Source organism: Gracilibacillus sp. JCM 18860 (assembly GCF_055395245.1).
In genome coordinates this window covers 4,068,843-4,093,507 of sequence record NZ_AP043868.1, presented here as the reverse complement: position 1 = coordinate 4,093,507, position 24,665 = coordinate 4,068,843, and the positions used below count along the sequence as shown (strand labels likewise).

21 protein-coding genes are annotated in these 24,665 nt (G+C 37.0%); 6 read left to right on the top strand and 15 right to left on the bottom strand.

What is annotated here, in order from left to right; all coding sequences use genetic code 11:
* The first annotated feature begins 280 nt into the window (after window positions 1-280).
* Complete coding sequence (locus ACZ5R4_RS19920) at window positions 281-1,414, top strand: glycosyl hydrolase family 8 (RefSeq protein WP_464367884.1); 1,134 nt, start codon at window positions 281-283, stop codon at window positions 1,412-1,414.
* A 65-nt stretch (window positions 1,415-1,479) separates the two neighbouring features.
* Here the strand turns inward: ACZ5R4_RS19920 and xylB are convergent, their stop codons facing one another.
* Together xylB and xylA are read right to left on the bottom strand one after the other, a co-directional pair.
* Window positions 1,480-2,979 carry a xylulokinase gene (gene xylB, locus ACZ5R4_RS19915; protein ID WP_109983621.1) on the bottom strand — a complete coding sequence of 500 codons (1,500 nt, stop codon included), beginning with the start codon at window positions 2,977-2,979 and terminating at the stop codon, window positions 1,480-1,482.
* 66 nt (window positions 2,980-3,045) lie between these two features.
* Window positions 3,046-4,371: a xylose isomerase gene (gene xylA / locus ACZ5R4_RS19910; protein WP_109983622.1), complete on the bottom strand. Its 1,326-nt coding sequence runs from the start codon at window positions 4,369-4,371 to the stop codon at window positions 3,046-3,048.
* Between the two features lie 150 nt (window positions 4,372-4,521).
* On the opposite strand from xylA, the gene ACZ5R4_RS19905 reads away from it, so the two are divergent.
* The gene (locus ACZ5R4_RS19905; protein ID WP_342767719.1) at window positions 4,522-5,706 is read left to right on the top strand and encodes an ROK family transcriptional regulator; all 1,185 of its coding nucleotides are present in this window, start codon (window positions 4,522-4,524) and stop codon (window positions 5,704-5,706) included.
* 124 nt (window positions 5,707-5,830) lie between these two features.
* Window positions 5,831-6,712 (top strand): superoxide dismutase, encoded by an 882-nt coding sequence (locus ACZ5R4_RS19900; RefSeq protein ID WP_109983623.1) that lies wholly within the window; start codon window positions 5,831-5,833, stop codon window positions 6,710-6,712.
* Between the two features lie 129 nt (window positions 6,713-6,841).
* Here ACZ5R4_RS19900 and ACZ5R4_RS19895 read toward each other — a convergent pair whose 3' ends face one another.
* From ACZ5R4_RS19895 to ACZ5R4_RS19870, 6 genes are all read right to left on the bottom strand, one after another.
* Window positions 6,842-7,687 (bottom strand): SDR family oxidoreductase, encoded by an 846-nt coding sequence (locus ACZ5R4_RS19895; RefSeq protein ID WP_464367883.1) that lies wholly within the window; start codon window positions 7,685-7,687, stop codon window positions 6,842-6,844.
* Entirely contained in the window at window positions 7,656-8,762 is a 1,107-nt protein-coding gene (gene uxuA, locus ACZ5R4_RS19890) for a mannonate dehydratase (protein WP_464367882.1), read from the bottom strand. The genes ACZ5R4_RS19895 and uxuA overlap by 32 nt, the downstream gene beginning before the upstream one ends.
* Before the next feature lie 18 nt (window positions 8,763-8,780).
* Entirely contained in the window at window positions 8,781-10,820 is a 2,040-nt protein-coding gene (locus ACZ5R4_RS19885; RefSeq protein WP_464367881.1) for an alpha-glucuronidase family glycosyl hydrolase, read from the bottom strand.
* 24 nt (window positions 10,821-10,844) lie between these two features.
* Window positions 10,845-11,522 (bottom strand): GntR family transcriptional regulator, encoded by a 678-nt coding sequence (locus tag ACZ5R4_RS19880; protein WP_054859828.1) that lies wholly within the window; start codon window positions 11,520-11,522, stop codon window positions 10,845-10,847.
* A 114-nt stretch (window positions 11,523-11,636) separates the two neighbouring features.
* Window positions 11,637-12,101 (bottom strand): hypothetical protein, encoded by a 465-nt coding sequence (locus ACZ5R4_RS19875; protein WP_054859827.1) that lies wholly within the window; start codon window positions 12,099-12,101, stop codon window positions 11,637-11,639.
* A 377-nt stretch (window positions 12,102-12,478) separates the two neighbouring features.
* Complete coding sequence (locus tag ACZ5R4_RS19870) at window positions 12,479-12,991, bottom strand: DoxX family protein (RefSeq protein WP_277679851.1); 513 nt, start codon at window positions 12,989-12,991, stop codon at window positions 12,479-12,481.
* A 396-nt stretch (window positions 12,992-13,387) separates the two neighbouring features.
* Here ACZ5R4_RS19870 and ACZ5R4_RS19865 point away from each other — a divergent pair, with 396 nt between their 5' ends.
* Window positions 13,388-14,014 carry a deoxynucleoside kinase gene (locus ACZ5R4_RS19865; protein ID WP_464367880.1) on the top strand — a complete coding sequence of 209 codons (627 nt, stop codon included), beginning with the start codon at window positions 13,388-13,390 and terminating at the stop codon, window positions 14,012-14,014.
* A 48-nt stretch (window positions 14,015-14,062) separates the two neighbouring features.
* Here ACZ5R4_RS19865 and ACZ5R4_RS19860 read toward each other — a convergent pair whose 3' ends face one another.
* The 5 genes from ACZ5R4_RS19860 to ACZ5R4_RS19840 form a co-directional block, all read right to left on the bottom strand.
* Window positions 14,063-14,842 (bottom strand): prolipoprotein diacylglyceryl transferase, encoded by a 780-nt coding sequence (locus tag ACZ5R4_RS19860; RefSeq protein ID WP_054859826.1) that lies wholly within the window; start codon window positions 14,840-14,842, stop codon window positions 14,063-14,065.
* A gap of 373 nt (window positions 14,843-15,215) precedes the next feature.
* A complete protein-coding gene (locus tag ACZ5R4_RS19855; protein ID WP_464367879.1) occupies window positions 15,216-16,037 on the bottom strand; it encodes a sugar phosphate isomerase/epimerase family protein in 822 nt (273 codons plus the stop codon).
* Complete coding sequence (locus tag ACZ5R4_RS19850; protein WP_464367878.1) at window positions 16,037-17,212, bottom strand: dihydrodipicolinate synthase family protein; 1,176 nt, start codon at window positions 17,210-17,212, stop codon at window positions 16,037-16,039. Before ACZ5R4_RS19850 ends, ACZ5R4_RS19855 begins: the two co-directional genes overlap by 1 nt.
* Before the next feature lie 13 nt (window positions 17,213-17,225).
* On the bottom strand, window positions 17,226-18,377 hold the full coding sequence (locus ACZ5R4_RS19845) for a Gfo/Idh/MocA family protein (protein WP_054787146.1): 1,152 nt from the start codon (window positions 18,375-18,377) through the stop codon (window positions 17,226-17,228).
* A 101-nt stretch (window positions 18,378-18,478) separates the two neighbouring features.
* Entirely contained in the window at window positions 18,479-19,297 is an 819-nt protein-coding gene (locus ACZ5R4_RS19840) for an AraC family transcriptional regulator (protein ID WP_109983632.1), read from the bottom strand.
* A 130-nt stretch (window positions 19,298-19,427) separates the two neighbouring features.
* Here ACZ5R4_RS19840 and ACZ5R4_RS19835 point away from each other — a divergent pair, with 130 nt between their 5' ends.
* Window positions 19,428-20,609, top strand: a complete 1,182-nt coding sequence (locus ACZ5R4_RS19835) for a Gfo/Idh/MocA family protein (RefSeq protein WP_109983633.1) — start codon at window positions 19,428-19,430, stop codon at window positions 20,607-20,609.
* A gap of 46 nt (window positions 20,610-20,655) precedes the next feature.
* Here the strand turns inward: ACZ5R4_RS19835 and ACZ5R4_RS19830 are convergent, their stop codons facing one another.
* Both ACZ5R4_RS19830 and ACZ5R4_RS19825 read right to left on the bottom strand, forming a co-directional pair.
* Window positions 20,656-20,913, bottom strand: coding sequence for a Gfo/Idh/MocA family oxidoreductase (locus tag ACZ5R4_RS19830; protein ID WP_347834593.1), 258 nt, complete (start codon window positions 20,911-20,913; stop codon window positions 20,656-20,658).
* A 62-nt stretch (window positions 20,914-20,975) separates the two neighbouring features.
* Window positions 20,976-21,848 carry an AraC family transcriptional regulator gene (locus ACZ5R4_RS19825; RefSeq protein ID WP_245902282.1) on the bottom strand — a complete coding sequence of 291 codons (873 nt, stop codon included), beginning with the start codon at window positions 21,846-21,848 and terminating at the stop codon, window positions 20,976-20,978.
* Window positions 21,849-22,121: 273 nt separating this feature from the next.
* On the opposite strand from ACZ5R4_RS19825, the gene ACZ5R4_RS19820 reads away from it, so the two are divergent.
* Window positions 22,122-24,497, top strand: a complete 2,376-nt coding sequence (locus tag ACZ5R4_RS19820; RefSeq protein WP_464367877.1) for a carbohydrate binding domain-containing protein — start codon at window positions 22,122-22,124, stop codon at window positions 24,495-24,497.
* Window positions 24,498-24,665 lie beyond the last annotated feature (168 nt).

Here is a 24,665-nt window from a genome sequence, read left to right as displayed (position 1 = left end):
TTGTGAAGAACCGTTTAATCGACATGGAAGGCTACCATTCGTAGGAATGAATGACCAAACAAAGGAAAGTATCCTTAATACCATATATTCCTGCTATAAGAAGTGGTATCACCAACTATTATCATACACTCGAAATATGAACCTCACCTCCATAAAAAATTTTTAGTTAAATTTTCACTTTGTTTATTCATTAGACATACTTATTATAGTATACTATGAGAAATAGGAAAATAACAAACTAATTTAAGCTTAATAGACCAAATAGAAACGGAGCTTTCATATGACAAAAAAAGCAGCATTTATCACAGGGAATTATCGTAATCTACTACATGAATATGGGTATTCTCAAAAGGATATCGACGAAAAATTAAGAAATACGTGGAGCCAATTATTCTCAGCAGAACATCCTGAAACTCAAATCTACTATCCAGTAGGCAATGATCTTGGTTACATGCTAGATACCTTCAATCATGATGTTCGCACAGAAGGAATGTCTTATGGGATGATGATGGCTGTACAAATGAATGATAAGGATATATTTGATCGCTTATGGAAATGGTCCAAGACCTATATGTATATGGATGAAGGAGAAAATGCAGGGTACTTTGCTTGGTCCTGTGCACCTGATGGTACTAAAAATGCTCTAGGGCCAGCTCCAGATGGGGAAGAATATTTTGCCATGGCGTTATTTTTTGCTTCCCATCGCTGGGGAGATGGTGACTATCCATTTAATTATAACCAGCAAGCAAGGGATATCCTGCATTCTTGTCTACATAAAGGGGAAAACAATGACGGTTATCCAATGTGGAACCCGGATAATAAATTGATAAAGTTTGTTCCGAGTGTAGAATTTTCAGATCCATCTTATCATTTACCTCATTTTTATGAGTTATTTGCTTTATGGAGTAATGAAGAAGATCGTTTATTTTGGAAGGAGGCAGCAAAGAAAAGCCGGAGGTATATTGCTAAATCTGCTCATCCTATTACAGGTCTGGCTCCTGAATATGCATATTATGATGGTCAACCCAATCATGTGAGAGGCTTTGGTCACTTTTTTAGTGATTCCTATCGAGTTGCTTGTAATATTGCTATTGATTATGAATGGTTTCATGATAACGCATGTCCGATAGTTGTAAATGAAAAAATTCAAAGTTTTTTTGCAAATGTAGATCCTGATGATTTCCGGAGGTATAAAGTGGATGGAGAGCCTTTTGAGGAGAAGGCTTTACACCCTATAGGTCTCCTTGCTACAAATGCCATGGCATCCCTTGCAACACACGGGGAAAACGCTAGGAAGTGTGTAGAATTATTCTGGAACACACCAGTTAGAACCGGGAATAGACGATATTATGATAATTGTTTATATTTCTTTAGCTTATTAGCTTTAAGCGGAAATTATAGAATTTGGAAATAAAAAAGGTCTTATACTAGTATGAAAAAGTAGGAAAGGAAGTGAGCAAGACTCCTCACTTCCTTTGATTATTTCCTAAATTCCATTAAATTTTGATTTAATTCTGTAGTCTGTTTGTACACATCACGATATAGCTTAAACAACGATTGATATTTGTCTACATTTTCAGGAATTGGTTGATACGTTTCTGCATCCTCTAAGAACTGATCTGCACACTCCTTTAAAGAAGCGAACCATCCAGAACCATATGCGGCCAGCATTGCAGCACCCATCCCTGGTCCTTGCTCACTCTTTAATTTTACGATTTGGGCATTAAAAATATCTGCCTGCATTTGTAACCAATCTTTATTCTTAGCTCCACCACCAATGGAATAAATCGTATCAATCTGCTTACCATTTTCTCTAAAAATAGCTATAGATTCATTTAAGGAAAAAGTAATCCCCTCTAAGACTGCCCGTGTAAAGTCCTTTATCGTATGTGAGCTATCCATTCCAATAAAGCTTGCACGAATTTGGGAATCCGCGTGAGGGGTTCGCTCTCCAACTAGGTAGGGTGTAAACAACAAGCCATTGGATCCAACTGGGACATTGCCGATCCCATCAAGTAATTCATTAAAATCCTGTTCTTTGGCAAAGGTATTTTTAAACCATGTTAAACTATGTCCGGCAGATAGGGTTACCCCCATCGCATAGAAGGCATTTTCCTCTCCATGATTAAAATAATGAACCTTACCTTTATAGTCTTTATCACCTGTAGGTTCATAGGATAGCACGACACCTGATGTACCGATACTAGCAAACGTTTTTCCTTCTGATAAGATACCTGATCCTATTGCGCCACAGGCATTGTCAGCTCCACCTGCAAATACATCGGTAGTATCAGAAAGCCCTGTTTGTTCTGCTATTTCTTTTGTGATTTTTCCAACATTCTCATGTGAGTCGACAAGAGCTGGACAAATCGAAACATTAAGACCTAACAGCTCACAGATTTCTTTACTCCATTCCTTCTGTTCAATGTCTAGGAGGCTAGTTCCTGCAGCATCGGAGTAATCCATATGTAAGGCACCTGTTAAACGATAACGAACATAGTCTTTTGGAAGCACAAAGGTCGAGACATTAGCAAATACTTCTGGTTCATGCTCTTTTACCCATAAAATTTTTGGTAAAGTAAAACCTTCTAAGGCTAGGTTTTTCGTAATCTCGATAAATCTTTCTTTTCCTACCTTTTCGTAAATTTCCTGACATTGCGCTGTTGTTCTAGTATCATTCCAGAGAATTGCGTTACGTAATACTTCCTTTCTATCATTAAGTAAAACAAGTCCATGCATTTGTCCTGAAAAACTAAGTCCTTCAATCGAAGAGGCATCACCATTCCATTCCGTAACAAGCTGCTTTAATCCAGCAACGGTCTGTCTTACCCAGTCTTCTGGATTTTGCTCGGAATAGCCTGTCTTCTCTTGAATCAATGGATAGTCCTTTGACACTTCCTTCACTACTTCACCAGATTTGTTTACTAATAACAGTTTTACAGCACTTGTTCCCAAATCCACACCAATGACATAGCTCATTTTCTCACCTCTTTTTCCATGTATATAGAAGACTTAGCGATCACCAAGTCTTCTAATTCTTCATCCTTATTTACTTGCAAACTCTGTTAATAAGTATTGATTTATAGTTGCTTTGATCACTTCTAAGCGACCAGATTTATTTTTAATTTCCTTAAGGTTTAATGCATGCTCCTCTAGGGATTTGAAGTCAGCTTTTCCTTCAACAATATCTTTACCGATTCCTTCTTTATAGCTAGCATAACGGTCATCAATAATATTCTCAAAGACTTTATCTTCTACAAGCTTGTTTGCCACTTTATAACCAACAGCAAAATGATCCATACCAGCAATGTGTGCATGGAATAGGTCCTCTTGCTCAAAAGAACCTCGACGTGCTTTGGCATCAAAATTTAAGCCACCTGAGCCTAAACCACCATTTTTAATAATTTCATACATAGCTAGTGTAGTAGAATAAATGTCTGCAGGGAACTCATCCGTGTCCCAACCTAATAGCGGATCCCCTTGGTTAGCATCTACAGATCCTAGTATTCCATTCACTCGTGCGTAGCGAAGCTCATGCTCAAATGTATGCCCTGCTAAAGTGGCATGATTTGCTTCAATGTTTAGTTTAAAGTGGTTTTCTAAGCCATAGTTTAATAGAAATGCATGGGTTGATTGTGAATCGAAATCATATTGATGTGTTGTTGGTTCCTTTGGCTTTGGCTCAATAAGGAATTGTGCATCAAATCCAATTTCTTTGGCATAATCCACTGCCATTTGGAAAAAGCGTGCTAGGTTATCTTGCTCTAATTTGAGATCAGTATTAAGTAGTGTCTCATAACCTTCACGACCACCCCAAAATACATAGTTTTCTCCACCAAGTTCTTTCCCAATTTCTAATTGTTTTTTCACTTTAGCAGCAGCATATGCAAACACATCTGCATTATTAGAAGATGCAGCACCATGTACAAAGCGTGGGTTGGTAAAATTATTAGCAGTATTCCATAAAAGCTTTACATCACTGTCTTTCATATGATCCTTTATTAAAGCTACAATGGTATCGAGATTTTGGTACGTCTCTCGTAAACTATTCCCTTCAGGAGCAATATCGACATCATGGAAACAGAAATATTTCACACCGAGTTTTTCAAAAAATTCAAAGGCTGCTTCCACTCTTGCTTTTGCACGATCCATTCCATCATATTTGTCCCAGTTACGGATTGCTGATCCTGCACCAAATGGATCTGATAAATCAGCAGTAAACGTATGCCAATAAGCTACACCAAAGCGTAGAAATTCTTCCATTGATTGTCCATTTAATTCCTCTTTTGGATTATAAAATTTAAATGCTAAAGGATTCTTAGAATTCGGTCCTTCATATTGGATCTTGTTAACGTTTTCAAACCATACCATTTATTCTACCTCCAAATACTTATTAAGATTGATTGTTTCGATCACATTATATCAATATCCACTAAGTTTGTCTAGCGAATAAACAAAGATTATAGAATTATTTTTTCTAGTATGCTAAAATAGTGTTAAACGTAATCGCTAAGAGAGTGAGTGAATGTATTGAGTCAAACGTGGAATCAACATGTAGTCAAAAAAGAGAATAAATCATTAGTTCTTGAAACAATTAAAGAAAAGGCACCTATCTCTAGGGCTTCGATTGCACAAATAACTGGCCTTAATAAAGGAACCGTCTCCTCTCTCGTCGGGGAGTTAATAGACGAGAAGTTAATAAATGAATCTGGTACTGGTGAGTCTAGTGGTGGAAGAAGACCTGTTATGCTTTTATTAAATGAAACAGCTGGTTTTACCATCGCGGTAGATTTAGGGGTCAAGAGTATGCTTGGGGTACTAACTGACCTACGGGGGCATATTGTAGCAGAGAAGCGTGTCAAGTTCTCCGATAATAAATATGAGGAAGTACTTCCATTATTATATGAATTAATTGATCATCTTAACAATGCCGCCCCACCATCAGAATATGGAGTTGTCGGGATTGGAGTTGGCGTTCCAGGTGTTGTGACAAATGAAGGAGAAATATTACTTGCTCCTAATTTAGGGTGGAAGAAGGTTCCTTTACAACAATTATTACATAATAAATATCAAATACCCATTACCGTAGAAAACGAAGCTAATGCTGGTGCTTATGGTGAAAAAGTTTATGGAATTGGTCAAAAATCTCAAGAAATTGTTTATACCAGTATTAGTATTGGGATTGGAGTCGGCCTCATATTAGACGGTAAACTTTATAAAGGGCTGCGAGGCTTTTCCGGTGAGTTAGGTCATATGACAATCAAAATGGACGAAGATCCATGTAGATGTGGAAATAAAGGCTGCTGGGAATTATATGCCTCTGAACAAGCACTATTAGATCAGGCAGAAGCATTAGGATATAAGAATGTAACTCTCGATCAATTAATGGAAGCTGCCCATAATGGCGAAGAAAAGGCTTTACAGTTATTTGAAGATTTGGGCGACTATTTAGGTGTTGGTATTACTAATATCATACATATCTTTAACCCAGAACAGGTGGTGATTGGAAACACCGTTAGTATAGCAGAACGCTATATTCTTCCAGCAATAGAAAAAAGAATCGAAAGAAATGCGATCGGTTTTAATAAGAATGATGTACAAATCAATGTAGCTAAATTAAAAAAACACTCTACTGTACTTGGAATGGTAGCATTTATCGTGGAAGAATTCTTCCATACAAATGTTCATGAGTTAATCAGTGAGTAAGAAATGGGAGTCGGCTTACCCTACACTTAACTGTTTGGATAAGTTCGTCTCCTTTTGCGTTTATTTTTCGTTACGGTAAAACACCTGTTAGGCTCTTTTTGCATATGTTACATGGGGTGATAACATGGAATTAGAATACAAGCAGTATCTTGAAAGCTTGATAGCATGGGGAAATGATGTAAAGCAGGCCTTAGAGCAAACAAGTATATCAGAAGAAGATCGAACTAAATGGATGGAGCAACTGGACAACTGGCAAAGTAAAATTTATGAACAATTACAATCAGAAAAAGTAGAGCATGATAGGGAGATCACAGCATTAAGAGAGGAAGGACAACAAATTTTACTTGGAATTGAGCAACGAGATGCCTATCGCTATACACAAAATAGTGTTCCTTATGGGCAGCATCAATTACCTCCTCTACCCTATGCATATAACGCCTTAGAGCCTTACATTAGTGAAAGGATCATGCGATTGCATCATACGAAGCATCACCAAGCATATGTTGATGGCTTAAACAAAGCAGAAAAAGCATTATATACTGGCAAAAAAGGAGAGAAACCATTAAAGCATTGGTTAAGGGAGCAAGCATTTCATGGCTCAGGACATTTCTTGCATACCATTTTTTGGTTTAACATGACACCTAATTCAACGAAAAGACCATCAGGGGAAATATTAAACCAAATAGAAAAAGACTTTGGATCATGGCAAGCATTTAAAAAGCTTTTTACCGAAACAGCAAACTCAGTCGAAGGAGATGGCTGGGCTGTTTTACTATGGGAGCCAAGAAGTGGAAGACTTGCTGTCCAATCCTTTGAAAAACATCAATGGTTCCAGTTACCAGACACGATCCCATTATTAGTACTTGATGTTTGGGAGCATGCTTACTATTTACAGTATGAAACAGATAAAGCAGGCTATATTGACAATTGGTGGAATGTCGTTAACTGGGATAATGTGAACGATCGTTTTCAAGAAGCTAGGAAGATAAAATGGGAGCTATTTTAAGACCAGCTCACCTAATGGAGCTGGAATAAAAGTAGTTTTATCGATGCATAACCAGAACCTTATCAGTATCATTTAGATAAGGTTCTGGTTAATGTTTTATCATATTGCGTATCCAAATGCCTCTAATTATTACACCCCACTATATGCCATAAAGCCACCATCAACTGGAATGCAAGTGCCTGTTACAAAGCCACTTGCTTCATCATCGACTAACCATAATAATGTACCTAATAAGTCTTCAGGAGCACCTAATCGTTTCATTGGCGTATGATCCACAATCTTCTCCATCCGCGGTGTAGGAGAGCCATCTTCATTTGTTAACAATGGTCGATTTTGATCTGTTAAGAAAAAGCCTGGTGCTATAGCATTAACACGTACATTTGCTTCAGCCATATGTACGGCTAACCATTGTGTAAAATTATTGATCGCTGCCTTTGCTGCACTGTAAGCAGGTACTTTTGTCATTGGACTTGGAGCACTCATCGAGGAAATATTAATAACAGTAGTTTTTCTGTTAACCATTCGTTTCGCAAAGATTTGCGTAGGGATAAGTGAGCCAATAAAATTCAGATTAAATACAGAGGAGAATCCTTCTGTTGTCATATCAAAAAATGTTCGGATTGTTTCATCATCTAAATCTACTGCTTTAAAATTCTCCTTTTCGGTTGTTCCATTCGGATGATTACCGCCCGCTCCATTTATTAAAACATCACAAGCCCCATATGTCTGAAAAATCTTTTCTTCGCAAGCGACAACCGTATCTCTATCTAGTACATCACAAGCAACCGCAAGTGCTTCGCCACCTGCCTGTCTTATCTCAGCTGCAACTTTCTCTGCTTTCTCAGCCGTACGATTTAATATTGCCACCTTCATTCCTTGACGAGCGAGCTCTATAGCCATAGCACCACAAAGTACTCCCCCACCACCTGTTACTACTGCTACCTTACCTTTTAAATTGGAGTGAATTGGTAACATCAACCTCATCCTTTCCTCGTATTTGCTGATATGCATCCCATAATCCCCACAAATACATAATACCTAATGCACGATCATAGAGACCATATCCTGGGCGACAATCCTCATTCCATATATGTCTACCATGATCTGGTCGGACATATCCTGTATAACCAATTTCATGATAAGCCTGAACGATTTGATCAATAGGTAAAGAGCCATCCATTGTTCGATGAGATGTTTCGATAAAATCCCCATTATCAAATAGCTGGACATTCCTTATATGAGCAAAATGAATTCGGTCTCGTAAGTCGTAGATCATTGTTACGATATTATTTTCCTTTAAAACACCTAATGCTCCACTACACAACGTTATCCCATTATAAGGACTATCTACTAGCTGAGTAATCTCTTTCAATTGATGTTGAGTTGTTACAATCCTTGGTAAAGTAAAGATCTCCCAAGGTGGATCATCTGGATGAATGGCTAATTTAATATCATATTCCTCGCAAACAGGAATTACTTTCTCTAAAAAATATTTTAAGTGATGCATTAAGTCCTGATTCGTTACATTTTGATATGCAGTAAATAGTCCCTTCAATGTTTCTAACCGTTCTGGCTCCCAGCCTGGCATCGTATAATCTGGATTAGCGGCAATTTTTTGGACAAGCTCAAGCGGATCCATATCGCGAACCTTATCACTTTCATAAAACAATGCCGTTGATTGATCAGGTAATAATCCAAATAAATCGGTTCTTATCCAATCAAATACAGGCATAAAATTATAACAAATCACCTTAACACCAACTGTAGCAAGGTGTTGAACAGTTTTTATATAATTTTCAATATAATAATCTCTGTCATCGCTACCAAGCTTAATAGATTCATGTATATTGACACTTTCTACTACATCTATATGAAAGCCAAATTGATCCGCCTGACGTTTCATTGCTTGCACACGCTCCAAAGGCCATACCTCACCTGCTGGTAGATCATGTAATGCCCATACTAGTCCTTCCACACCAGGTATTTGTTTAATTTGAGAGAGCTTTACACTATCATTTCCTTCACCAAACCAACGAAACACCATCCTCATGTCTAAATCCCCCTATTATTAGTAAATCGTTCGTTGATGCTGATCCTGGATTCCCGATTTACGGTAAAAGTAAGTGTTAATCTGATCACACCATTCACGGGCATTATCCTCTTGTAAAGCTAGTCTTTCTCGTACATTTTCAAATCTAGCATCATCTATTTCACTTTCTAATGAGTTCCATTTCTTTCTTAACTCTTTCACTTGTTCTAGCCCTTTGAAATGAGTATCATATATATGCTGAATGACTGTTTTACCATTTTTTAACGTATACTTGTATGGTACATGGTGAAAAAATAAAAGCAAATCATCAGGACATGTAGTAGGTGAATTATAAACCGATTTGTTTGGTTCTGCGTATTGCTCTGTATAACCGGTTCCCGTTTCCTTTGTTCGATCCACACCAATCCCATCACGATCAGCAAAATGATAGGTTCCCCATCTAGAATACTCATAGCCATCAATATTAGGGCCATAATGAATGCCTGGAGTTACCATCCAGCCTACCCCGAGAGGCGCCGTATAATTTTCATAAATTTCCCACGATTCTAACAGCATCTCTAAAATCACGGATTCCAAGTTAGCGTTCTTTCCAAATGTTTGAATAATCCATTCTTTTGCTATTTCTTCAGAGCCTAAAGAGGGATTCCAAGTTAGCCTTCCATAACCATACAGATTTGCCTGAGCTAATGTGTGCCCTGTCCAATTCTGATCATTTCCAATATTAGAAACTGCAGCAATACCACTGTAGCGATATGGATGAATATTCCCAGCAACAATCTTCTCTATCGTTGTTCCTACTCCTTTTATATGTGTATCAAATTCAAGAACTTTCTTCCATTGTGGAATTAAATAACATAGATCTTTTTGTTGGCCGGTATATTCTTGGGCAACTTGAAATTCAATCATTTGATTCGTTTTTTCCATTGCCCCGATTAATGGAGAGACAGGTTCACGAACTTGAAAATCCATAGGTCCATTTTTGATTTGTAATATAACATTCGGATGAAACCTTCCATCTAATGGTTTAAAATGATCATAAGCGGCTCGCGCTCGATCCGTATTACGATCGCGCCAATCCTGGACACAATTATATACGAAACAACGCCAGATTACTTTTCCATCATAAGGTGCAAGTGCCTCTGCAAGCATGTTGGCACCATCGGCATGGTCCCTGTCATAAGTAAATGGCCCAGGCCGGTGCTCCGAATCTGCCTTTACGACAAATCCACCAAAAGTTGGAATATAGTCATAGATCTCCTTTACCTTATTGCTCCACCACTGCATTACTTCAGGCTGTAGCGGATCGGCTGTTTCTAAATGATCAATCGCTATAGGGCTGGCAAAATTAATACTTAAGAAAAGCTGGACCCCATAGGAATGGAATATATCCGAAATTTCCTTTATCTCTGGTAAATATTTTTCGGTGATAAAAAACGTTTCTTCTTCCCATACATTTACATTATTTATAGAAATGGCATTAATACCAATAGACGCCAAAAATCTAGCATAATCCTTCAATCGTGATTTATCTCGTACTATTTTACCAGCTTCATAGAAAATCGAATTCCCTGAATACCCTCTTTCAATACTTCCGTCTAAATTATCCCACTGGTTTAACATTCGAAGCTGATTTGTAGGTTGTTCAGAAATATTAAGTGTGTTTAATGTTCGCCTTAGCTGTATTAATCTAAGTAAATGGAATGTCCCATATAATACAGCTTGATCAGTTTTTCCAACGACATATAGCTGTTCTTCAAAAAAATAAAGGAGATAACCCTCATTGCTCATTGACTCTATCTCTTGCTTCTTTTTATTCTCCAATAACTCGTTTAATTGATTTATGTTACCGATTACAATTTTAGCCTTTTGATTTGTTGTAATCTTTGGTGAGATATGTAACATATTTTTTATCGCAATATTTAATTCTTCTTTTATTACTTCCATAATGGAGGAAGATCCCATTAAGGCTACTTCCTCAAATAATTTTTGATATGCTTGAAGATCTGGACCATCGATAGAGTTATATTGGAGCCACATGTGATACATTTTTTCCTTCATCAATACGCACCTCTTCCTCTATATTTAAGCAAAAAAACTTGGATTTTCTTTCTTTAAAGCATCTTTCTCAATATCAACTAATTGTAAATGAACAGCTGTTGCTTTTTCGGCTAAGTCAGGATTTTGATTGGAGACTGCTTCAAATATTTCTCGATGTTGGGAGACAATGATGTCCCATTCATGATTAACAGCAAGTCTCAATAATCGCAATCGATCAAATTGAATATTCATGCGCTTGACCATTTCCCAGGTTCGATGCTTACCACACCCTTTGTAAAGCAAACGGTGAAATTCATCATCTAACTCAAACAGACGCTGAAACGAGCCTTTCTCTAATGAGAATTCCTGAAGGGTTAAGTTTGTTTCTAATTGTAGTAAGTCCTCCTTCTCTATTTTTAAAGCTGCTTCACGTACAATCGCTTTTTCAATATGCTCTCGAACAAACCTTCCTTCTTCTACTAATTGAAGGTCAATTTTTGTCACAATTGTGCCTATTTGTGGAAATACACCTAGTAGTTCCTCTTGGTTCAACTGCAAAAATGCTTCTCTAACTGGAGTTCGACTGACATTTAATTTATCTGATATTTCTTTTTCAGATAATTTCGTGCCCGGTGCAATCTCTCCATTCATGATTTGTTCTTTGATTACCTGGTACACATAATCACGTGAAGAGCCTCTCGTTCTTTGATTTTGGATTGGCATAACGACACCTCTTTATACTAGTATGGTAGTTATATATTATACTTGTCTTTATAACTGAATTCAACTATGTTGTTTATATTTTCCTTTAGAAATATAATTTTATGCTTAAGTTTACTAATTATAATCCCATAGAATAACCCAATTTTCCTTTTCCTCTGTTATATAGACAGGCTGTTGTATCTCTAAATAACCGTATTTACTTTCATATCCCAGAATAACAGTAAATTGATATACATTGGAAAGACTAGGAGATTGATCACTCATTTTCCATGTATCCAATTTTACCGGTTCTGTATACTCAAATTCAAAGGTATCCACACCAAAATGATTAATGAATACATGAGCACGGTCTTGGATGTATTCACTTTTGTCCCATTTATTTTGCATCTCGGAATGAAATAATTCCCATGAGCTAGCAAACTGTCCATTCTGTTCATACTCATAAAAGCTTTTTAACACATTTTCTGCTTTCCTTTCAGGTGAAAACCACGAACTTATCCATAAATATAGAAAAACAATGCATGCAATCGCGAATATAAGTGCAATAATGGCTTTTAAGGGAAATCTGTTACGACGCATGTAATCACTCCTTGATGATAAGAATGAACGCTTTGTATAACATATTCCTTTCACCCCCATTTTATTATTTACATAAATTTCTTTAAAAATAATCCAAAAGACCTATTGTAATCGCTTTCCAAATTTTATATACTGGAAACGGTTACAATAATAGTTGTTGTGTACATATACTGTTTATCCAATCACTTTTGTGTTGGATAACTACATGTACAGTATTTTGATTCAAAATAGATTGTCCCCCTTTGCACCCTTGCTGGTTTAGTAAGGGTGTCTTTTTTTGTGCAAAAAAAAACCTGCATGAAGGTACTGCACCCCTAAAATTAGATTTTTTCACTCTAACTTTAGGGGTGCAGTACCGAACAGAGTTTTTTTTTACTTTAATGTGCTTCTATTACTTCACCTGCTGTTTCTTTTTTATGAAAAAGCTGTTTTTTCATAAATGGGATTACATAGCGATCTAAGCCAAATTTACCTGCATTATAGCCAGCTACTAAAATAAATACGGTTAACAAAACCATTTGAGCATTTGTGCTAACTGTTCCACTAAATAAGAAAGCAAAGTTCATACATATTCCCATTAATGCTGCAAAATTTGTAAATACACCTAGAATTAATGCAATTCCTACTAGAATCTCTCCCCACATAACGAGAAATGTGAATATATCTGCTCCTGGTAATGCAACATGCTCTAGAAAGCTTGCCCACCAGCCTTGAACAGCAGGATGATCACCACTTGACTTTTCAATAGCTCCTTGAATGAATCCTCCAGCATCAAATCCACCTGTTAATTTTCCCCATCCAGCGGTGAGCCATTGGTAACCTAAATAAATACGAATAATAGCTAGTAGACCTGCAACAACTCCATTTTTTCTTAACAATTCTACAAACATATAAATCACTCCTTTAATTTGTTCAACATTTCACATGTTGGTTTTTATTGATTTGATTTATTACACTTATATAATAACATGTATTGACTATTTTTTGATTATCTTGTGAAGTTATTCACAATAATGCCATAAAGTTTTGTCTAACTTGTGACATCAGGCTCAGAAATGTTTCAACTATCATGAAATATAGTGCTAGGATTATACTACTTAAAATGATATATTTAATAATGCTTGTTTAATTTAAAAGTTCGGTTGTTTTTTAGAAACCTTCTATATGGGTCAGCTCTTTTATGGACTGTTTTATATAGCTTAATTAAAGGAAGTGATGTAGAGATGCGTGGATTTTATTATCATTGCTTAAAAAGGATCGGGAAATCTAAAGGAGATGAATGGAAAATGATAACAATAGATGGTGTTGTCGGTGTTGGCAAAAGTACTTTAATGAACATTATGGTAGAAGAAATGGGATATACCCCTTTTCAAGAGCCAGTAGTTAACAATCCAATTTTAGATCGATTTTATTATGATAGAGAACGATACAGTTTTCCTTTACAAGTATTTTTCTTAAATGAACGGTTTAAGCATATTAAAAATGCAAGTAAAATCGAGAAGGCTGTATTAGATCGATCTATTTATGGTGATGTGATCTTTGCCAAAATGCTAAACGATGCTGGAGAAATGTCTAATGAAGAGTTTGGCATTTATAAGGACTTATTTGCTAATATGATTGAACATTGTCAAGCCCCCGCTTTAATGATCTATCTAGAGGCCTCTACAGAGGAAGCCGTTCGCCGCATTACAAACCGTGGCAGAAGCTATGAACTAGACACGGAAATTGCCTATTGGGAAAGATTAAACAAAGAATACCGCCAATATTTCGAAGAATACGAGGCATCCCCTGTCCTAAAAATCAATGTAGATAATCTAGATTTTGAGAATAATCCTGAGGATAAGGAATATGTTTTATCATTGATTAGGGAGGAAATTGCTCGGTTGGGATTGGATGATAAAAGCATATCATAACGTTTAGGACTATAGAAACCCAATTAATTGGGTTTTTATAGTCTCATATTATTTAATTGAAGAATCATCTATGCCACTTGATTTCTTTTTGCTAGTTTCTTTATCATCCTGAGATTCTGAGTCTTTAGAATCTTCAATTGCAGAATCATTAGTTTCTTCATTTTCTGGTTTCTCTGGATTCTTTGATTCGTCAGGATTTGTACCTGGCACAGCTGGATCGACTGATTCATCTGGATGATTTGGATTAGCAGGATTGGGTTGATTTGTTTCTGGAGATTTTCCCGAGTCTTCTTCTCCTTTTACATTGGATTCTTCATCTTTATCAGTGTTATCATTTGATGAATTATCTTGTGGTGGTTGTACAGTGTTCTCATCACTACTATCTGTCTTGTTAGATTCCGTATCATTACCTTCCTCTGAAGGATAACCATTCTTTGATGCTCCAGGTCCTGGTTGATAATTCCATGTTGGCTCCTGCTCATTCGCTGGATAATAATATTGCTCTTTTTCCTCATTTCCAATTGCTTCATCGATCACTGCAGTTGCATTTTCTTGTTCTTCTTCTACCGTTTTCGTTTCTACTTCTTCCTCTTCAACCACAAATAAATCCTCATTTATCCCCGTAGCACTAAGAAAACTATGGCTAGCTATGTTGTATGTATGAGAGTTTGATTTCTTCTCTTTGATTGTCGAATTATTAAATACCGTTTTCCCGTCAAGATAGCTTTTTCCAATCCATCCAACTCCAATTAATAACGTCATACCGACTGTAATGGTTACATACAATGCAATGGAATCTTGATTAAATTTCAGCTTTCTCTCCTCCATTTGGTACTTTCTTCTTGTATTTAACCTATCATTATTTTGTCGAAATGTAAACGCATTTAGTCGATATAACTCATGTTTGAGCTGTAGACTATAACAAACCTTCTACTGCTTCCGCAAAAATAACTTACCCTAACTGATTAACATTATTTAGAGCTATATCTTGTCTCAAAATGCCTTTCATCCAACTTATAAACTGTATCTATGACCCTGCTCGTGCCAAAATGCACTTTATCCTGCTTATAAACTTCATTTCGTGCCACACTTCCTACCAAATTGAACCTTATCCTGCCTATAAAAATCTGTCCAACCTGAACAAAAAATTAGAGTGTATCTCTTTTTAGAAATACACTCAGCTAACTCCCATCCTTATCTGCTAAACGTGCTTAGCAAAGCTTTGTTTGACTTCTTGTAATACATCATTTCCATCACGATCCCAAAGCGATTGGTTAATAATTTCCACTTCAATTGGTCCATGATATCCTGCTTCCTCTACTGCTTTTCTCATACGATTGATTTCTGTTACACCTTCTCCCATCATGGCACGGCCTTTGAACATATCTGCCATTGGTACCTTCCAATCGGATACATGAAAACCTAGGATTCTACCTTTTGCACGATTGATTTCTTGATACAAATTTGGATCCCACCACACATGGTAAACATCAACAATTACTCCAACTTCATCCGGGTGATACTTCTCTGCTATCGTGGAGGCTTGATCCATTGTGTTAATGACAGAACGATCTGCTGCAAACATTGGATGTAAAGGCTCAATCGCAAGCTTCACCCCATAATCCTTTGCATATGGTACTAATTGGTCAATTCCTTCTTCCACTTGTTTACGTGCTGTGTCAATATCTCGGTCTGCACTTGGTCCACAGACAAGCACTAATGTATCTGTGCCAAGCTCAGCCGCTTCTTCGATGGCTCGTTTATTATCATCTATCCGTTCGGCCCGTTCCTTTGCTGTAGCAGCAGGAAACATGCCGCCACGACAAACACTAGAAACATCTAAACCGGCATCTGTGATCAATCTTTTACTTTGCTTCAGGCCGATTTCTTTTATTTTATGGCGCCATACTGATATCCAAGGTACTTCATGACGGAGGCAGCCTTCCACTGCTTCCTGCAGGCTCCATTGGTCTATTGTGATTTGGTTTAAACTAAGACGACTCATTAATTTATCCTCTGCCATTAGCGACCCTCCTGTTCAATACCTGCTAACTCAAGTGTCCATTTCATTCTTATTGTCGCTAAGTCCGGGTCGCGTAATAGGCCTGCTTCATCTGCCATGACGAATAAATCAGATAAATGGACAATGGAACGAGCACCTTCCTTACCACCAATCATGCGAAAATGGTCTTGATGTCCATTTAGATAAGCCATAAATACAACACCTGTTTTATAGGAAAATGTCGGTGCCTCGAAAATATGTCTAGATAGCGGAACTGTTTTTTCGAGTAATGCATCATATGTCTTCCAATTATCAGCGTCTATTGCGTGCATGGCTGCCGCTGCAGCTGGTGCGATCGTATCAAATATCCCTAAAAGGGCATGACTATAACCTTGATCATCACCTTTAATTAATTCAGGATAATTAAAGTCATCTCCTGTGTACATCCGTACACTATTCGGTAGTAAACGGCGCATATCGATCTCTTTTTGAGCATCAAGTAATGAAATTTTAATCCCATCCACTTTTGATTCATTATCCTTGATGATCTGCAAGCACACTTCCATTGCTTGGTCGATATCTGTGTGCCCCCAATAGCCTTTTAATGCTGGATCAAACATATCACCAAGCCAGTGTAGAATAACGGGTTCTTTAACATTTTGCAAAATCTTATTATACACTCTCTGATAATCCTCAGGACCCGTGGCACATGCTGCTAATGCGCGACTCGCCATCAATATTATTTTCCCGCCTTCACCTTCTACAAATGACACCTGCTCTTCATAAGCTTTTTCTACATCGTCTAATGTCACGCTAGGTGTTGGTTCTAAATGATCTGTACCAACACCACTAGCAATATTGCCACCTACTATCTTTGCTTCTTTAATCGAACGTGAAATTAATTCCTTCGCACCGTCCCAGCTTAACCCCATTCCACGCTGAGCTGTATCCATTGCTTCAGCAACAGATAGTCCGAGCGACCATAAGTAATGGCGATATTCCATCGTTTTATCCCAATCTATTTGAGCATTCAAAGTTGGATCGGCAGGCGATAATGGATCTGCTACGACGTGTGCTGCTGAGAAAGCCGTTCTACTTTCAAAAGGTTTATCTTGTGGAATATCAAAAGGTGTATAATTTTTGGCCTCATAGCTGTAAAGCGTTCGATCTGATTTTGGTAAAATTAGCTTTGCCATCCTAGATACCTCCTTACAGTTTGATTTCTGGCACTTCAATCCAACGACGTTCTTCCCATGATTTCAAACCAAGGTCAGATAGTTGAGTACCTTTTGCTCCTTCTAATAAATCCCAAGGAAATGCTTCATCTGCAAATACATGCTTTAAAAATAGCTCCCACTGTACCTTAAAACCGTTATCAAATACATCATTTGTTGGTACTTCCTGCCACTGTGCTTGGAAGTCAAATGGATTTTCAATATCTGGATTCCATGTTGGTTTTGGGGTATTTACACGATGCTGCACTTTACAATCTCTTAATCCAGCTACTGCACTTCCTTCTGTTCCGTCTACTTGTATTGTTAATAAATCATCTCGGTTCACACGAACAGCCCAAGAAGAATTTGCTTGAACGATCACCCCATTATCAAGTTCAAATGTACCGTATGCTGCATCATCTGCAGTTGCTTTGTACGTATTTCCATTTTCATCAACACGTTCAGGAATGTGAGTTGCACCTAGACAAGAAACTGCCTTGATATTTCCAAATAAATTGTCAATCACATAACGCCAGTGTGCAAACATATCGACAATGATTCCACCACCATCTTCTTTACGATAGTTCCATGAAGGTCGCTGTGCCTCCTGCCAGTCGCCTTCAAACACCCAGTACCCAAATTCCATTCTTACAGATAAAATTTTCCCGAAAAAGCCAGAGTCAATGAGACGTTTTAGCTTTAATAAGCCTGGTAAGAACAGTTTATCTTGAACAACACCGTTTTTAACACCGGCATCATTCGCAAGCTTTGCAAGCTCAATAGATCCTTCCAAATTTGTAGCTGTTGGCTTCTCACAATAGATGTGCTTCCCTTTTGCTATCGCCTTTTTAATACTATCTGCTCTTCTGACCGTCGTTTGGGAGTCAAAGTAAATCTCATTGTATTCATCTGCAAGTGCTGCATCTAAATCTGTGGAATATCGATCGATTCCATATGTTTCTGCTAACGCTTTCAATTTCTTTTCATTACGACCTACTAGAATTGGATCAGGCATGAGCGTGTCCTCGTTCTTTAGTTTCACGCCACCTTGTTTTCTTATCGCAACGATGGAACGGATTAAATGCTGATTCGTACCCATTCGCCCTGTTACGCCATTCATAATAATACCAATTTTATGTTGTGCCATTTTCATCCCTACCTTTTTCTTTGATACACCTAGTGTAACGCAATAAAAAAAATTCGTCTTATTAATCTAAGAACGAATTTCTTAAAATCGGAAGTCATCTTTTACAAATGATAATTTTTTTGATTAGTTCGGTATTTATTTGGTGTGATTGAGGTTATATTTTTAAATGTACGATAAAAGGTTGAGATGGATTCGAAGCCCACCTCAAAGCAGATCGAGGCGATATCCTTATCTGTTTCAGCGAGCATTTTTTTTGCTAGTCCTGTTCTCACTTCTGTTAAATACTGTATCGGGGTCATTTGATAGCTTTCTTTAAAAATAGTATTCATATGCCGAGTACTCATCCCTAAGCGTGCTGCCAAGTCCTCTGCGTGAATCCACTCGTAATAATGAGAATCTATGTAATCCTTTAATCTTTCTGCTCTTAATGCATTCGCATCTGACACCTCTGATTTCTTTTCCCCTCTTGCTAATAATAAAAGCAAGTGAGATAAATAGATTTTTAATGCCAATTCCTGTTCCTTCGTTTTATTTGCTTGTTCATACAGCATCGTTCTTAAAATTTGACGAATTTCACTACTTTCAAATGGGTTTAAACCGATAAATTTCGTTTCATTTAACGATTCTTGAAAAAGTTTAGCATTTGCCTGAGCATCATTAATTCGCTGATCAAAGGCAAGAACAAGTACCGTTAATTTTTTGTCCGAAATAATAGCATGACTTGTAAATGGTGTAATAAAGGTAAGGTGGTCCTGTTCAAAGCGATGACGCTTTCCGTTTAATATAATATCTCCCGTTCCTTCTAATGAATAGAGAAGCTGATAGATTTCATGGTGATGGTTTTCAATTCTATCACCTTTATTATGTTTACTTTCGTATAATCGAATGCCGAAAGGTTCAAGATTAATTTTTTGTAGCATGAGCTTCCCCCATTTATCAGACATTTCTGTTTAATTTTTTGATTCAATACTGCGAACCAAATGAGTTTATGATATATTGCTATTATACTTCAGAAATTTTTAAAAAAGCAAAAGTGAGGAGAACTCTGTTATGACAAAACAAGTATCTGTTGTTCTCGTAGGTATAGGTGGCTATGGGAACATGTATTTACGGGCCTTATTAGATCCACAAAATGTAAACGCATACGTAAAAGGCGTGGTTGATGTAGTTCCAGAAAATTCGAATTACTATCAAGAAATAATAGAACAAAATATCCCTGTTTTTGAATCATTAGAAGCCTTTTATCAGGAGCATAATGCAGATCTAGCTATTATCTCTACACCTATCCATTTACACAAGCACCAATCATGTATTGCTATGGAAAATGGTAGTCATGTACTTTGCGAAAAACCGGCAACTGCTAATCGAAAACATCTTCAAGAAATGATCGAAACAAGAGATCGTACCGGGAAAAAACTAGCCATTGGATTTAATTGGTCTTTCACGAATACCATCCAGGCATTGAAAGAAGATATTTTAACTGGGGAATTTGGGAAACCAATAAGAATGAAAAGTCTCGTTTTATGGCCTAGAAATGCTGATTATTTCAACCGATCTAGCTGGGCTGGTAAAAAATTCAGTCCTAATGGGGAAATGATTTTTGATAGTGTGGCGAATAATGCTACCGCACATTTTCTTCATCATTTATTTTATTTAACAGGAGATGCAATAGATCGGAGTGCAGAGATTGATCAGCTTTCTGCTGAATTATACAGAGCAAATTCGATCGAAACATTTGATACATGTGCTGTCCATCTATTAACTAAGAACAATGTAGAGGTCATTTATCTTGCTTCCCATGCTATTTCTAATAACCACCGGCCAAAATATTCGATAGAGTTTGAAAATGCCATTATTACTTACCATCCAGAGGGAGAAAGCTCAGACATTGTGGCAACGTTTAAAGATGGTACGAAAAAGACTTATCAAGATCCAGAAAACAATCATCTTGCAAAACTTGGCGTTATGATTGAAGCAATACTAACTAATGATGATAATATACTATGTGGACCAGAAGCAGCGAGTAGTCATGTTCATGCCATTTATGGTATGCATCAATCAGTAAAAGATATACCGACATTTCCGAGTAATTGGATTTCCGTTGATGAAGAGCAAAAGTTGACGATAGTAGACGGTTTAGAGGAAGTATTGACAGAATGTTATGATCAGTTTTGCTTACCGAATGATCTAGGGATCGAATGGAGCAAGCCCGGAAGTATCGTTAAATTGTAAGGAAATGAAGAGAGGCCATAATGAGTTACGCATTATGGCTTCTACTTTATCTCGTATGAAGTAAAGAAGGATGAAAGCTTAACACTGCATCGACCGTTTCCTTTCTCATCATTTCTTTATAGTCATGATAAAATGGAATTTCAGGGTAATGATAGTTTACGACCCTTTTCATCGATTTGTCTTTATCATAGATAGCGATTACCTCTACATTTTCAATAAGTCCATCCTTCAAAAATGAAATATAGGCATTTACCTCTTGATTCCAACCTACCATAGCTACCTTTTGAAAAACCACTTTTGTCATCCTCCATTCATATTCGAAATCGTCGTTTTTTCCTAAATAAAAACAATGCAAATAGCAACCAACTATTTCAATATGGAACTAGAGAAATGATTCGTACTATGATAAATTCTTAAACGTTTTTTTCGGTATTCTTTCGGCGTTATCCCTAGTTTTTCTTTGAAATATCGACTAAAGTGCGACACATTCTCAAAACCGCTCTCATAGGCAATTTGTTGAACTTGCTTCGTTTCCTCTGCTTCTAGTAAATATTTTGCTTGCTGTATGCGACAGGCCATTACGTATTCCATAATGGTGTAGCCTGTCATTTCTTTGAAAACATGCGAAACATATGACTTATTCAAATTCAAGGCTACTGCAATCTCTGAAATAATAACTTTATTTGTAAAATGCTCTTGAATATAAGAAGCAATTTTCTCTGCATGCTCTGTTTTATTACTAGGCTCCTTTTTTGCTTGTAAACAAGTATTTCGATACAAAGAATTAATCTGAACGAGCAACTCCCCAAGCAAAAATTTCATTTCCCACTCTTTCTCTGAATCAATCAATCTCGAAGAATATTCGACTTTGTACATTTTCTCAAAAATAGCTTCTATATCTCGAAGGACCTCTTTATTCGATGTTCGAATTAAATAATGGTGATCAAAGCGAAAAACATCTAATAATTCCTTAGCCTTCATTAATTCTAAAACTGGTTCAATCCAGTCTGGAATAAAGTGAAGATTACTTCTAACATAATCACAATTATCCGGAACATTTGGCCTATGCAATGCTAAACCATCCATCAATAAAATATCACCAGGCTGTAAATCATAGATTTGATTGTTTATCAGGTATCTGCAAATCCCTTTGTGAAACATAAAAATCTCAAAATCCTCATGTGAATGAAATTTAGGTAAATCAGGATTACCTGTAATTCGATAATTGATAGAGAACATTTTTTCCACTTGGATTCTCACCCCACATGAATGTATAGTTATATTTTATTGTATAATGCACCATCTGAAAATAACTAGTAGTGTTAGATTTTATTTTAAAATTTGCTGTGCGTGTTTTCTTATCATAAGACTATTGATTTTTATTCCGTTAACTGCTATTAATGGAGTCAACTTCTGCCATACTAGGTATACAAGAATAATGAAAGGAGGATATACGCTAATTAATTGGAAGCGCCAACTATAAATTATCAATGATGAAGGATGTGTAAATCTATGAAAAGGAAACCAATTCTTTTTTTAATTTTATTTTTATTCACGATTACCATTTTTCTTAACCGAACATTAGTTGAGCCTGTAAAAGCAAAAACAGCTACAAGTGTAATTAAGTGGGATAAACATCGTCAATATGTGGACGGATTTGGTGGATCTGGTGCCTTTCAGAAGCCTTCTTATATTATGCAATTACCAGAACCAGAAAAAACGAAAATATTAGATATGATCTTCTCACAGGAAAAGGGAATAGGTTTATCCATTGTTCGAAACCTTGTCGGAGACGGAGTTGCGGCTTCTACTATAGAACCAGAACCTGGTAAATTTGTTTGGGATCAACCTGATTGGTCAAAGAAAAAAACGGCATTTGATAAAGATCAAATTTGGTTTATGAAGGAAGCAAAAAAAAGAGGGGTTTCCACCTTTTTAAGCTCGGTTTGGAGTCCCCCCGCTTGGATGAAAACGAACAATAGTGTACTCGGTACGAATAATGGGAAGCTTAAACAGGAGCATTATCAGGATTTTGCTAACTATTTAGCGGAATATGTATTTGGCTATAAGGAACATTTTGATTTAGATATCTCTTATATTTCTATCGCCAATGAGCCGAATTATGGGCCAGATTACTCTGGAGCGATATGGACACCTGAAGAGCTTCATATTTTTATTCGAGATTATCTCGGGCCTACCTTTGAACGAAGGAATGTTCCTGCTAAAATCGTAATGCCAGAACACATGAATTTTACCGAAGAATATGCCTTACCAGCATTAAATGATCCTATCACTGAAAAATACATAGATGTGGTTGCTGCACACGCCTATGGAATCGGAACAGATGTCCCAACATTCCCTGTATCAAAGGAAAAAGGAAAAACTATTTGGCAAACAGAATATATGAATCAAGGAGATGCCTTACAAACCTATGAATTTAATACGATAAAGGACGGCCTTCGACATGCAAATCTAATCGGAGATATGTTTCATAAAACAGGAATTAGCGCCTATTTTTGGTGGTGGCCAGTTGCCGTGAATAATGCAGATGGATCCGACTTAATTCGTTTAACCACAGACGATGACGGTGAGGTTAATGGCATGTATAGGGTTTTCAAAAGATATTATACATTCGGAAATTATAGTCGATTTATCCGTCCAGGCTATATTATGATCGAATCCGATAAATCACCTGTTGAGGATGTACAAATTACGGCATATAAAGATCCATCCACAGACAATTTTACTATTGTAGCTGTGAACAACCAACCAACAGAGCAGCAACTAGAATTAAAGCTTGATAATTTTCCAAATACAAAAGAGCTTATTCCCTATCGTACTTCAGGAAATGAAAACTTGAAAAAATTAGATACTGTGAAGGTGAAAGGAAACGGCAAAACTGTAACGATTCAGCTTTCTAGTGAAAGTGTGACGACCTTTATCCCGAAAGAATTTGAATTACCAGCATTTGACGATTTGAAGGATATATTCTCTAGCTATGAAGCAGAAGAAAATGACGGACAATCTCCGGAAATGATAGCGCCTCCTGCTAACCAGAAAAAAGGTTATATAGAGCATGTTAGAAATGGAGATTATATCAAATACACCAATGTAAATTTTGCAGATGGCACAGCTAATGGACAGCCTGGCATGAAGCATATTTTATCAATGGATGCCTTAGTCCATCCGATAAATGGTGGTACGATCGAGGTTAGATTAGATGATCCCTATCATGGCAATTTAGTAGGAGAAATAACTGTTTCAGGAAAAGGCTCTAATGATTGGATAAAAACATCGACCATGATTGATACGAATTCAGACACTGGTGCCTATGGAATTCATGATATGTACCTCGTGTTTAAAGGAGAAAACCGTAAAAAGCTCTTTGCGATAGACAAATTGACCTTTAATGATGGAATAGAAAAGCCAATAGAACTTAAAAAACATGTCTTGGATTTTGAGAATGGCACAACAGAAGACTGGACAGGAAGAGCAGGTACTGAAATGGTTGAGGTAACAGATGTTGAGGCTTATTCGGGTAGCTATAGTTTGAAAACATCTAACAGAACTTCTTCCTGGCATGGACCAACTATGGATATTACTAATATGGTTGTAAAAGGTAAGGAATATGAGTTTTCTACCTATTTCCGTTTTGTGCAACCACCAGCAACAGAGAGTAAAGTAAAGCTTACATTGGAAGTCACTGATTTTGGAGGAACGAAATATATAGCACTCGACGAATTAGATACCAATCGCAATGATTGGTTCGAATTAAAAGGGAACTATGTCTTAGATCCAGATATAACCACTATTAAGCTCTACGTCGAAACCTCTAATCCAAATGATTCCTTTTATATCGATGATGTAATCATTAATCCAGTACAATAGACGAACAAAAGCGCAAGCGACCGTTTAGAAACGTAGCGACTGGAGCGAACCAACTGAGATAAAGGAATCACGGTGAGGTTACGAACCGATGATGACTTATCGTAGGGCGGTGCGGGAAGTCGCCTAGTTTCTGGGCGCTGGAGCTGGACGTGGCCCAATTCGCTTCCC